At 73.2% G+C, this 12,692-nt stretch carries 6 protein-coding genes and 1 tRNA gene; all 7 read right to left on the bottom strand.

All coding sequences use genetic code 11. The features are described from left to right. Positions 1-412: 412 nt before the first annotated feature. The 7 genes from ACZ79I_RS22110 to ACZ79I_RS22080 all read right to left on the bottom strand — a co-directional run bounded on the left by ACZ79I_RS22110 (position 413) and on the right by ACZ79I_RS22080 (position 12,622). Positions 413-489: transfer RNA gene (locus ACZ79I_RS22110), tRNA-Thr, on the bottom strand. A gap of 140 nt (positions 490-629) precedes the next feature. After that, positions 630-2,279, bottom strand: a complete 1,650-nt coding sequence (locus tag ACZ79I_RS22105) for an alpha/beta hydrolase (protein WP_471499215.1) — start codon at positions 2,277-2,279, stop codon at positions 630-632. A gap of 151 nt (positions 2,280-2,430) precedes the next feature. After that, on the bottom strand, positions 2,431-3,636 hold the full coding sequence (locus tag ACZ79I_RS22100) for a DNA polymerase III subunit delta' (protein WP_471499214.1): 1,206 nt from the start codon (positions 3,634-3,636) through the stop codon (positions 2,431-2,433). Between the two features lie 193 nt (positions 3,637-3,829). Further along, a complete protein-coding gene (gene tmk / locus ACZ79I_RS22095) occupies positions 3,830-7,027 on the bottom strand; it encodes a dTMP kinase (protein WP_471499213.1) in 3,198 nt (1,065 codons plus the stop codon). Positions 7,028-7,324: 297 nt separating this feature from the next. Then, entirely contained in the window at positions 7,325-10,159 is a 2,835-nt protein-coding gene (gene topA / locus ACZ79I_RS22090) for a type I DNA topoisomerase (RefSeq protein WP_471499212.1), read from the bottom strand. A gap of 259 nt (positions 10,160-10,418) precedes the next feature. Next, entirely contained in the window at positions 10,419-10,616 is a 198-nt protein-coding gene (locus ACZ79I_RS22085) for a hypothetical protein (RefSeq protein ID WP_471499211.1), read from the bottom strand. 434 nt (positions 10,617-11,050) lie between these two features. After that, entirely contained in the window at positions 11,051-12,622 is a 1,572-nt protein-coding gene (locus ACZ79I_RS22080) for a DUF7059 domain-containing protein (protein ID WP_471499210.1), read from the bottom strand. Positions 12,623-12,692: the final 70 nt, after the last annotated feature.

The following is a 12,692-nucleotide window of genomic DNA, read 5'->3' as shown; positions in this document are numbered from 1 at the left end:
TCGGCGTCTGAAGTGACAGTGGCGGAGAGTTCCACCGCGCCCGAGCGAAGAACCACCCCCTCATGACCAGCACCACCCCGCCGAGTCCGATCCGCCCCCCAGGCCGAAGCGCCGTTCCTTCAGTCCCGAGTACGAGGTGCGGATCGTGGCCGAATATGACGCCGCGCCCAAGAACGAGAAGCTGCGCCGTCAGATGGAACGGCTGGAGAGGGAACTGGCCCGGAACAAGGCCGCGTTGGAGGTGAGCGACTGGTCCCCCCGCGCGCACCCCCTTTGCACCCGCGCTGCGCTGATGCCCTCCCCTCGCGCACCCCTTGGTTTCCGTGGCACGGAGCACAGCACCGGCGCAGGCCACAACGGGATCACCGGCAAGAGAAAGGCCAGGCCAGACAGAGTCCGACCTGGCTTCTAATGGAGCCGCCTTCGGGATTCGAACCCGAGACCTACGCATTACGAGTGCGTTGCTCTGGCCATCTGAGCTAAGGCGGCGCGCTGCCGCACTATGGTGCGATCAGCAACGTCGGTAAGTCTACACAGTTTCCGGGGGTGCTCCGACCACGTCCCGGGACGGCCGGTCCCGCCCGGGGCGGGAGCGTCCGGGCCTGCGGTGCCGGGGCGGGCCGGTGGTGCTACGAGCAACGCTTTCCCTTCGCCGGCAGGGTGCCCCGGAGCAGATACGCGTCGATCGCCGAGTCGATGCAGGTGCTGCCGCGGCCGTACGCCGTGTGACCGTCGCCCTCGTAGGTGAGGAGCCTGCCCGCGGAGAGCTGTGAGGCGAGGGACCGTGCCCAGGCATAGGGGGTCGCCGGGTCGCGGGTCGTGCCCACGACCACGATCGGCGCCGAGCCCTTGGCCTCGATGCGGTGCGGTCGGCCCGTCGCCTCCACCGGCCAGTAGGCGCAGTTCAGCGATGCCCAGGCCAGCCCTTCCCCGAACACCGGGGACTCCTTCTCGAACGCCGGAAGCGCGTCCCGTACCTCCTGCGGGGAGGAGAAGGCGGGCGGCAGGTCCAGGCAGTTCACGGCCGCGTTCGCGAACATCAGATTGGAGTACTGCCCGTTCGCGCCGCGCTCGTAGTAGGTGTCCGACAGGAGGAGCAACCCGGCGCCGTCGCCTGTCTGCATCGCCGAGGTCAGCGCCTCGCGCAGCTGGGGCCAGGCCGCCTGGTCGTACATCGCCGCGATCACCCCCGTCGTGGCCAGGGCCTCGCCCAGCTTGCGGCCTCCCGAGTCACCCGTCGGGAGGGGGGACGCGTCGAGCTTCCGGAAGAACGCCTTCAGCTTCCCGCCTGCCTTCTCCGGCGAGGTGCCGGGGACGCCCAGCGGGCAGCTCGTCTGCCGGAGGCAGTCCTTGACGAAGGACTGGAACGCCTCCTCGAAGCCCGCCGTCTGGCCCTCGTTGAGCTTGCGGGCCGACAGGGCCGGATCCATCGCGCCGTCCAGCACCATCCGGCCGACCCGGTCCGGGAACAGCCCCGCGTAGGTCGCCCCGAGGAACGTCCCGTACGACGCCCCCACATAGGTCAGCTTCCGGTCGCCCAGCGCTGCCCGCAGGATGTCCATGTCGCGGGCCGCCTCGACCGTGGAGACATGGCGCAGCAGGGCCGGCGACTGGCGCCCGCAGCCCTCCGCGAACCGCTTGTACGCGTCGACCAGCGCGTTCCTCTCCTGCTGGTCGTCGGGGGTGATGTCGGTCTGTGTGTACGCGTCCATCTGGGGCCCGCTGAGGCACTTGACGGGCTCGCTGCGGGCCACGCCGCGCGGGTCGACCGCGACCAGGTCGTAGCGGGCGCGGATCTCCGCCGGGTAGCCGGTGCCCGCGTACTGCTGCAGATAGCCCACCGCCGATCCCCCGGGCCCGCCCGGGTTCACCAGCAGGGAGCCGAGGCGCCGGCCCTGATCGGTGGCCTTCTTGCGGGCGAGGGCCAGTCCGACGGTGCCCGAGGCCGGGCGGCCGTAGTCGCGCGGCACCTTCATCGTGGCGCACTCGAAGCCCGGGACTCCGCATTCCCGCCAGACCGGTTTCTGCGTGTAGTACGGGGTCAGCGCCGCCGGTGTGGACCGGGGCAGCGCGGCCAGTCCCGCCTGCGCCGTCGCCGTCGTGGAGCCCCCGTGGGAACAGGCCGAGACCAGCAGACCGGCGGCGGCGAGCAGGGCCCCGCTCGCCCGCAGCACGCGCAGCGGGCGCAGCGGGCGCAGCGGGGAAAGGGAGAACGGGGAGGAGGGGAAGCGGCTCGGACGGGGGCGGCGGGACGGTCCGGGGATGGGCCTGGTGTGCATTGTGTGAGCGTAACGCTGTGCGACGCGTTACTCACCTTCAGTGGCGAAGGTGCCTCGTACGAGTGACGGAGCCGGTCCACCGCCGGGCGTGTCACCCGGTCGTCCCGTCGGCGTCGACCGGTCAGCCGTCCCCTGGTCAGCCGTCGTCCGGTCAGCCCGTCCGCAGCGCCATCGTCATGGCTTCCACCGCCAGCAGCGGTGCCACATTGCGGTCCAGGGCCTCGCGGCACGCGGCGATCGCCTCGATGCGGCGAAGCGTGGATTCCGGCGCGCTGCCGCGGGCCAGACGCTCCAGGGCGTCCTCCACGTCCGTGTTGGCCAGGGCGATACGGGAGCCGAGCTGAAGCGCCAGCACATCGCGGTAGAAGCCGGTCAGGTCGGTGAGGGCCTGGTCGAGGCTGTCGCGCTGGGTACGCGTTCTGCGGCGCTTCTGCCTGTCCTCCAGTTCCTTCATCACGCCTGCGGTGCCGCGCGGCATGCGCCCGCCCTGCGCCGCCCCGAGTGCCGCCTTCAGCTCCTCGGTCTCCTTGGCGTCGACCTCCTCCGCGAGCTGCCTGGAGTCCTCGGTGGCCGCGTCGACCAGCTCCTGGGCGGCCCTGAGACAGCCGCCGATGTCCTCGATCCGGAGCGGAAGCCTCAGCACGGCGGCCCGGCGCTCACGGGCGCGCTCGTCCGTGGCGAGACGGCGGGCGCGGTCGACGTGGCCCTGGGTGGCGCGGGCGGCGGCGGCCGCGGTCCCGGGCTCGACACCGTCGCGGCGTACGAGCATGTCCGCGACGGCCTCCACGGACGGCGTGCTCAGGTTCAGATGGCGGCAGCGGGAGCGGATCGTCGGCAGGACGTCCTCCAGCGAGGGGGCGCACAGCAGCCAGACCGTGCGGGGAGCGGGCTCCTCCACGGCCTTGAGGACCGCGTTGGCCGACTTCTCGTTCAGCCGCTCGGCATCCTCGACGAGGATCACCTGCCAGCGGCCGTTCACCGGCGACGTGAACGACCTGCGGACGGTGTCGCGCATGTCCTCGGCGAGGATCTGTGTGCCCACGGCGGCCACCGTGGTGACGTCCGCGTGCGTGCCGACCAGCGCGGTGTGGCAGCCGTCGCAGAAGCCGCAGCCCGGGGAGCCGCCGAGCGCGCGGTCGGGGCTCACGCACTGGAGCGCGGCGGCGAACGCCCGTGCCGCCTGGGTACGCCCCGCGCCGGGCGGACCCGTGAACAGCCAGGCGTGGGTCATCTTCGACGTCTCGGGCGGCGGTGCGTCGGCGGCGGCCGCGGTGACCAGGGCATCGGCGTCACGCGCGGCCGCGTCGAGCTGCTCGCCCACCCTCTCCTGACCGACCAGGTCGTCCCACACGCTCACGGGACACCGCCTTTCGTCGCACTTCGCCCCTCCGCGGTCCATTGTGCGGGTCACCACCGACAACGGGTCACCACCGGCGACGGATCACCGCCGGCGACGGGGCCGGGCGCCCGCGCCGCACCGACGTCACGGCCGCACCAGGGCGCCGGCACCGGGAAGCGGGCGCGCCGCCGACCGGGCGGCGCCGTCCGTCTCAGCGCCGCCGACCGGACCCGCGGCCCTCGTCCCAGTACCCGTCGTCCTCGTCGTCGCGCGGGCCGAGCAGTTCGTCGGCCAGGGTCGGCAGGTCGTCCAACGGCGTCTCCTCGGCCCAGTCCGGCCGGGGACGGCTGCGCGGGCGGCCCTGCGGGTCCATCTGGGGCAGCTCGCGCGTGCGGTCCTCGGCACCGTCGGGCCGCGGCGCCGGGCGCTCGTCGCGGAAGAAGCCCGGCGGCACCCGGTCCGCCGGATCATCGCCGCCGCCGTCCCGTACGGGCGGCAGCACGGCCGTCTCGTCGGCCGCCGGCTGCTGCTCGGACGGCCTGGGGAGCTTCGCCGTGGTCTCCGACTCGGACTCCCCCACCCGCACCGGCGGCAGCACGGCCGTCTCGTCCACCGGACCGCCCGTCGCGTTCGACGGCGTCACCAGCGGTGTGGGGACCGTGGTCTCGTTGTCCGGCGAGGAGCCGGACGAGGCGGAGGAGGCGGAGCTCCCGGACCCGCCCTCCTCGGAACCGGTCGCGCCCGTGCCCGCCGAGCCGTCCGTACCGGCTGCGCCGGCCGTACCCGAGGCCGCCACCGTGGCCGACGCCGCCGCCTGGGCCGCGGCCCGGCGTGCTTCCTCGGCCCGCAGCAGCGCCTCCTCGGCCTTGCGCTGCTTCTCCAGGCGACGCGCCTCGGCCTCGGCCCGCAGCCGGGCCTCCTCCTCGGCCTGCCTGCGCCGCCGCTCCTCCTCGGCCTTGCGGCGTGCCTCCTCGGCCGCGCGTGCCTGTTCCTCCGCGAGGAGCCGCACCCGCTCCTCCTCGGCGCGACGGCGGGCCTCCTCGGCCCGCTGCCGGGCCTCCTCCGCCTGCCGCTCGGCCTCGCGGCGCTGTGCCTCCTCCAGCTCGCGCTGCTTGCGCTCCTCCTCCTCGGCGCGCAGCCTGGCGAGCTGCTCCTGGCGCTCGCGCTCCAGCCGCTCCTCCTCGGCCTTGCGCGCGGCCTCTTCCTCCGCCTTGCGCCGTGCCTCCTCCTCGGCCTTCCGGCGCGCCTCCTCCTGGGCCTTCACCTCGGCCTCGGAGAGCGGCAGCATCTGGTCGAGCCGGTGGCGGATCACGGTCGTGACCGCTTCGGGCTCCTGGGCGGCGTCGACGACCAGATAGCGTCCGGCGTCGGCGGCGGCCAGTGTGAGGAAACCGGAGCGCACGCGCGCGTGGAACTCGGCCGGCTCCGACTCCAGCCGGTCCGGTGCCTCCGTGAACCGCTCGCGCGCGGTCTCCGGCGCGACGTCCAGCAGGACGGTCAGGTGCGGCACGAGACCGTTGGTCGCCCACCGGTTGATCCGGGCGATCTCGGTCGGGGACAGGTCGCGGCCCGCGCCCTGGTAGGCCACGGACGAGTCGATGTACCGGTCCGAGATCACCACCGCGCCCCGCTCCAGCGCCGGCCGCACCACGGTGTCCACGTGCTCCGCGCGGTCCGCCGCGTACAACAGCGCCTCCGCGCGGTGCGACAGCCCGGCGCTGGAGACGTCGAGCAGGATCGACCGCAGCCGCTTGCCGACCGGTGTCGCGCCCGGCTCGCGGGTCAGCACGACCTCGTGGCCCTTGGCCCGGATCCACTCGGCGAGCGCCTCGGCCTGGGTGGACTTCCCGGCGCCGTCGCCGCCCTCCAGGGCGATGAAGAAGCCGTCCGCCGCGGGCACCTGCACCGGGTCGTCACCGCCGCGCAGCGCGTCCCGCAGGTCGTGCCGCAGCGGCACCCCGGAGCGGTCGTCCACCTTGGCGAGGACCAGCGCGGCCACGGGCAGCAGCAGCGCGCCGACCAGCATCAGCGTGAAGGCGGCGCCCCCGTGCGCGAACACGAACTTGCCGTTCTCCAGCCGGTGCGGCCCGATCCCCCCGGCCACGACCGGTGCCACCAGCGCCCCGAGGACGACGAAGACCCGGACGACCGCGTGCAGGTGGTCGGTCGTCCGCGCCCGCCGGTGGTCCTCGGCCTCCTGGTCGAGCAGCGTGTGCCCGGTGTTCGCGGCGATGCCCGCTCCGACGCCGGCGAGCGCCCCGATCAGCAGCACGCTGGTGACGTCCGGGTCGAGACCGCAGGCGAGCAGCGCGACCCCGGTGAAGGCGATCGCGAGCGCGAGCAGCCGGCGCCGCGACAACGAGGGCAGCACACCGGGCGCCGTGCGGATGCCGACGGCCGTGCCGCCGGTCAGCGCGAGGACGAGCAGGCCGTACGTCACCGGGCCGCCGCCGAGGTCCCTGGCGTGCAGGGCCGTGACGGCCACGGCGGCGGAGATCGCCCCGGCGACGGCCGCGCAGGCGACCACCAGGAGAGGGATCGCTCCCGTGCGGCCCTTGTCGACGGCCCCGCCCGTCTTGGGCCGGCGCAGGCCCTCCAGCGGCGACCGCGCGCGGGGAGTGCGGGCGCCGGGCAGTTCGAGGAAGGTGACCACCGAGAGGGAGGCGGCGAACAGCCCGGCCGCGACGTACGAGGCGAGGGCCGCCTGGTGCTGGGCGAACCAGGCGATGCCCGTGCCCAGCAGGTTGTTCAGGAGGGAGGCGGCGACCAGCCCGGCGGCGGCAAGCGGGACCGCCGCGAAACCCGTACGCAGCGACAGCCGCCGCAGTGCGTCCAGGTGGTCCGGGAGCGGGCGGACCGTGGCGCCCTCCAGAGGCGGCGCGGGCAGCAGGGCGGGCGCCGCGCCCTCGCGGCACACCGTCCAGAAGCGCTCGGCGACGCCGGTCACGAAGGCGGTCACCAGCAGGGCCGCGAGCGCGTCCGCCGGAGTCCAGTCGATCCACAGGGGGGCGACGATCAGCAGGGCGGCCCTCAGCGCGTCGGCGCCGACCATGGTCCAGCGGCGGTCGAGCGGCCCGTCCTGGGAGGTCAGCGCGTTGAGCGGGCCGAGGAGGACGGCCCCGAAGAGCAGGGTCGCCAGGACACGTGCGCCGAAGACGGTCGCGATCGCGAAGCCCACACCGCGGTAGCCCCCGCCGAAGGAGCCCTCGGCGATGGCGGCCTGGAGGGCGAGCACGACCAGGACGAGCAGGGCGAGGGCGTCGCCGACGCCGCCGATGAGCTGGGCGCTCCACAGCCGTTTCAGTTGCGGTCGGCGCAGCAGGGCGCGGACCGCGCGCTCGCGGGAGTCTGCGACCAGGGCGTCGTCGGGGGCCGGGATGTTCGCCGTCGGCTGCTCGGCTCGCGTCATGCGTTCAGCCTATCGGGAGCCGCCGACAGCCCGAGGCGACCGACCGAACGTGCGCACGCCCTGACACCAAACTGATGCCGGAGCGTACGTTTCGCGCACGCATCGGGAAGAGAAGACCCGTCGAGGCGTGCGTCCGGGGACCCGGGTGCCGCCCTGCCCAGCTCCCAGCCGCCGTCCACCGCGGCCGCCGGTCGCCCGGCCCGCGCCCGTCGCCCGGCCCGCGCCCGTCGCCCGGCCCGCGCCCTCAGGAGTCCCGACCGCTCAGGGAGTCCCGACCGCTCGGAAGGTCCCGACCGCTCAGGACTCGACCGACGCCTTCGACGCCGCCGTCTTCGCGGCAGCGCTCTTCGCGGCGGCGGTCTTCTTGGCCGGCGCCTTCTTCGCGGTGGTCTTCTTGGCGGCCGTCTTCTTCGCCGTCGACGCCGTCTTCTTGGCCGGCGCCTTCTTCGCCGCAGCCTTCTTGGCCGTCTTCTTGGCGGGTCCCTTGGCGCGCTTCTCCGCGAGCAGCTCGAAGCCGCGCTCCGGAGTGATCGTCTCGGCGCTGTCGCCGGAGCGCAGCGTCGCGTTGGTCTCGCCGTCGGTGACGTACGGGCCGAAGCGGCCGTCCTTGACCACGACCGGCTTCCCGCTGACCGGGTCCTCGCCCAGTTCCTTCAGCGGCGGCTTGGCGGCGGCTCGGCCACGCTGCTTGGGCTGCGCGTAGATCGCCTGCGCCTCCTCCAGCGTGATCGTGAAGATCTGGTCCTCCGACTGCAGCGACCGCGAGTCCGTGCCCTTCTTCAGGTACGGCCCGTAGCGCCCGTTCTGCGCGGTGATCTCCACGCCGTCCGCGTCCGTGCCGACGACCCGGGGCAGGGACATCAGCCTGAGGGCGTCGTCGAGGGTCACCGTGTCCAGGGACATCGACTTCAGCAGCGAGGCCGTGCGCGGCTTGACGGCGTTCTTGCCCGTCTTCGGGGTGCCCTCGGGCAGGATCTCCGTGACGTACGGGCCGTAGCGGCCGTCCTTGGCGACGATCGGGCGGCCGGTCCCCGGGTCGGTGCCCAGCGGGCGCTCGCCGCTCGGCTTGGCGAGCAGTTCCTCGGCCAGCTCGACGGACAGCTCGTCCGGGGCCAGGTCGGCCGGGATGTCGGCGCGCTGGTGCTGCTCGGAGTCCTTCTCGCCGCGCTCGATGTACGGGCCGTAGCGGCCGACCCGCAGCACGATGCCGTTTCCGACGGGGAACGAGGACACTTCGCGCGCGTCGATCGCGCCCAGGTCGGTCACGAGGTCCTTGAGGCCGCCGAGGTGGTCCCCGTCGCCGTTGCCGGCCTCGGCCGCCCCGCCGTTGCCCGTGCCCTCGCCGAAGTAGAACCTCTTCAGCCACGGCACGGCCTGCGCCTCGCCTCGGGCGATGCGGTCGAGGTCGTCCTCCATCTTGGCGGTGAAGTCGTAGTCGACCAGCCGCCCGAAGTGCTTCTCCAGGAGGTTGACCACGGCGAAGGACAGGAAGGACGGCACCAGGGCCGTGCCCTTCTTGAAGACGTATCCGCGGTCGAGGATCGTGCCGATGATCGACGCGTACGTCGACGGGCGGCCGATCTCGCGCTCCTCCAGCTCCTTGACCAGCGACGCCTCGGTGTAGCGGGCCGGGGGCTTGGTCGCGTGGCCGTCGACGGTGATCTCCTCGGCGGTCAGCGCGTCGCCCTCGGTGACCTGCGGGAGCCGGCGCTCGCGGTCGTCCAGTTCGGCGTTCGGGTCGTCGGCGCCCTCGACGTACGCCTTCAGGAAGCCGTGGAAGGTGATCGTCTTGCCGGACGCGCTGAACTCGGTGTCCCGGCCGTCGGCGGCGGTGCCACCGATCCGGACCGTGACCGAGTTCCCGGTCGCGTCCTTCATCTGGGAGGCGACGGTCCGCTTCCAGATCAGTTCGTAGAGCCTGAACTGGTCGCCGGTCAGCCCCGTCTCCGCGGGGGTGCGGAAACGGTCGCCCGAGGGCCGGATCGCCTCGTGCGCCTCCTGCGCGTTCTTGACCTTGGCGGCGTACGTGCGCGGCTGCTGCGGCAGGTAGTCGGCGCCGTACAGCTGCGTGACCTGGGCGCGGGCGGCGGTGATCGCCGTGTCCGAGAGCGTCGTGGAGTCCGTACGCATGTACGTGATGAAGCCGTTCTCGTACAGCTTCTGCGCGATCTGCATGGTGGCCTTCGCGCCGAAGCCGAGCTTGCGGCTGGCCTCCTGCTGCAGCGTCGTCGTACGGAACGGGGCGTACGGCGAGCGGCGGTACGGCTTGGACTCGACCGAGCGGACCGCGAACCGCGTGTTCTCCAGGGCGGCGGCCAGTGCCCGGGCGTCCGCCTCGTCGAGGTGGAGCGTGTTCGCGCTCTTCAGCCGGCCCAGCGAGTCGAAGTCACGGCCCTGGGCGACGCGCTTGCCGTCGACCGTCGCAAGCCGTGCCACCAGGGACGACGGGTCGGACGGGTCGCCGGCGCGGCCGGTGCCGAAGGTGCCGGTGAGGTCCCAGTACTCGGCGGAGCGGAACGCCATGCGCTCCCGCTCCCGCTCCACGACCAGGCGGGTGGCCACGGACTGGACGCGGCCCGCCGACAGCCGCGGCATGACCTTCTTCCACAGGACCGGCGAGACCTCGTAGCCGTAGAGGCGGTCGAGGATGCGCCGGGTCTCCTGGGCGTCGACCAGCCTCTGGTTCAGCTCGCGCGGATTGCGCACGGCCTGCTGGATCGCGTCCTTGGTGATCTCGTGGAAGACCATCCGCTTGACCGGGACCTTGGGCTTGAGCACCTCCTGGAGGTGCCACGCGATGGCCTCGCCCTCGCGGTCCTCATCGGTGGCGAGGAAGAGCTCGTCGGAGTCCCGCAGCAGGTCCTTGAGCTTCTTGACCTGCGCCTTCTTGTCGGCGTTGACGACGTAGATCGGCTGGAAGTCGTGCTCGACGTCCACGCCGAGGCGACGGACCTCGCCGGTGTACTTCTCGGGAACCTCCGCGGCGCCGCTCGGAAGGTCACGGATGTGCCCGACGCTCGCCTCGACGGTGTAGCCGGGGCCGAGGTAGCCCTTGATCGTCTTCGCCTTGGCAGGCGACTCGACGATGACGAGTCGGCGGCCGCCCTGTGCGGTCTCGCTGGTCGGGGACAACTTCGCTCTTCTCTCCGGTCGACGCTCTGGGACCTCCCCAGGTCTTCGTCCCGGGGTCGGGTCATGGTGACGCTGCGGAGTGTGACGGTACAGCCCGCCCCCGTGTCAAACGGGAAAAGCCCACAACGGCCACTCGAACGGTAACCCGACTACCGGTATTCCTGCCGCCCGGAGTGGCCACCTGACCTTCGGGCCCTATCCGGAGGGTGATCTCCCAGTTACCGGAGCCTCGGCCTCCGGGCGGCCGTGAACCATGACGTCACAGGCGTGTGAAGCACCATGCGGCGAGTGCCAGCGCGGCCACCGCGGCGAGGCTCGCGACGGCGGCGGATGCGGCGCGGCTCACACCCTCGGCCACCGGCTCGCGGCGGTGCAGTCGCGTCGCGGTCCACGTCAGCACGGCACCGCCGAACAGGGCGAACACCGTACCCGCGAAGATCGCCGGTCCGCTCTCCATGTTCCTGCTCCTCCCTGGCCTGGACCGCCGGACCGCTCGGACGGCCCGGAGACGGGAGGCTGGCACACACGGGAGGCCGGAGTGCGAACCCGGGGTGAACGCCCGGCGGACGAGCCTCCCCGGTGTCGTGTGCGCCCGGGCCGGGCCGAGGCCCGCACATCGTCTCGAACTCATCGCCCGTCCCTCGGTGTGCCGTCGGTGCCCTTCACACGTGTCCTTCGCACGTGTGCTTCGCACGTGTGCTTCGCACGTGTGCTTCGCAGGTGTGCTTCGCAGGTGTGCTTCGCAGGTGAATCGCCAGGCGTCCCCTCGGCGGGACTGCGCGCATCGCCTGCGGGACCGCGCGACCGCACCCCCGGGATCATGCGACGGCGCCTGCGGGACCACGTCGACGGCCTACGAGCCCCCCGCGCGCAGAGCCGCCGGACGCCCCGTCACGGCGCGGGTTCGAGGAAGCCCTGCCCGACCAGCAGCCGGATCTGCGCGGGCGTCCGGTCGCGCAGCAACACCGGGTCCTCGCCGACCAGTTGCGCGATGGCGTCGAGGATCCGACCCGCGCTCAGCGTGCCGTCGCAGACGCCGGCGAAACCCGCGCCCACGGTGTCCACCCTCGTGGCGCGGCGCATCCCGCGGTTCTGACGCAGCACCACATGCTCGGGATCCTCGGCGCCGGGCAGCCCGACCTGCTCCTGGACGACTTCGGCGGCGAGCCTGAAGTGCCCGGCGAGCAGGGCGGCGTCGTCGTGCTCCCGCAGGTAGGCGACGCGCTCGAAGTGGGCGAGCACGGTGTCGCCGAGGGGCTGCTCGACCGGGTGCGGCCACTCCTCGACGGTGATCGAGGGCTCGGCGGCGTCCGTCCTGCGCAGCGTGATCCAGCCGAAGCCGACCGCCCGCACCTTGCGCGCCTCGAACTCGTCGAGCCATGCGTCGTACCGGGCCTGGTACTCGGCCGTGTCCCCTCGGTGGTCGCCCGCGTCCCTCAGCCACAACTCGGCGTACTGCATGACGTCCTGGACATCGCGCTGCACGATCCAGGCGTCGCAGCCGTCCGGCACCCACGCGCGCAGCCGGTCCTGCCAGTCCTCCCCTTCCACGTGCTGCCAGTTGGCGAGGAACTGCGCGAACCCGCCCGGGTTCAGCCGTGCCCCCGCCTGCTCGACGAGCGTGCGGCACAGGTCGTCCCCGCCCATGCCGCCGTCGCGGTAGGTGAGCCGGGCGCCGGGGGAGATCACGAAGGGCGGGTTCGACACGATCAGGTCGTACGTCTCGTCGTCCCGGATCGGCTGGAAGAGGGAGCCCTGGCGGAGGTCCGCGGCCGGGGCGCCGGACAGCGCGAGCGTGAGCGCGGCGATGTGCAGGGCGCGGGGGTTGACGTCGGTCGCGGTCACGCGCGTGGCGTGCCGTGCGGCGTGCAGCGCCTGGATCCCGGATCCGGTGCCGATGTCGAGGGCGGCGCCGACCGGGGTCCGCACGGTGATGCCGGCGAGGGTGGTGGAGGCGCCGCCGACGCCCAGGACGACCATCTCCTCGCGGCTGCCGATGCCGCCCGGCCGTGGCCCGTCACCATCCTTCCGGTGAGCGCCGGCGCGCACACCTCCTGATCCGCCGACCGCGCAGCCGAGGTCGGAGACGATGAACCAGTCCTCGCCGTCGGGTCCTCCGTACGGCCGGACGTCCACGGTCGAGGCCACCTCGTCGCCCCCGGCCGGGACCAGCCAGCCGGTCTCCAGGCATGCGTCGGCGGGCAGGACGCCCGCCACGCGCGCGTGCGGCACGGGTTGCTGCAGCAGGAACAGCCGTACCAGCACCTCCAGCGGTGTGTCCCCGCGTGTCGCCCGGAGCGCGGGCACGGTCTCGCTCCGGGCGAGTGCCGCGTACGCGGGCGCGCCGAGCAGTTCGAGCAGCCCGTCGGCGGTGAAGGAGGCCGCGAGGAGGGCGTCCCTCAGCCGTGCGGTGACGTCGGGGCGGTCGGTGGAGGGCAGGGTGGCGAGGCCGGAGTTACTCACGTCGCCCATTCTGGCCCCGGGCGGCCCGTCTCCGGACGTTTTACCGCCGCGGGCAGCTCGCCCCGCGAGC

The sequence above is a fragment of the Streptomyces sp. PSU-S4-23 genome (assembly GCF_055632315.1).
The sequence above is the reverse complement of the archived record's forward strand: the minus strand, read 5'-3'. Positions and strand labels throughout refer to the sequence as shown.

Bases quoted from the DNA above. Each gene is read 5' to 3' on its own strand.
- ACZ79I_RS22105 (WP_471499215.1), bottom strand. From the start codon at position 2,279: ATGCACACCAGGCCCATCCCCGGACCGTCCCGCCGCCCCCGTCCGAGC.
- tmk (WP_471499213.1), bottom strand. From the start codon at position 7,027: ATGACGCGAGCCGAGCAGCCGACGGCGAACATCCCGGCCCCCGACGAC.
- ACZ79I_RS22085 (WP_471499211.1), bottom strand. From the start codon at position 10,616: ATGGAGAGCGGACCGGCGATCTTCGCGGGTACGGTGTTCGCCCTGTTC.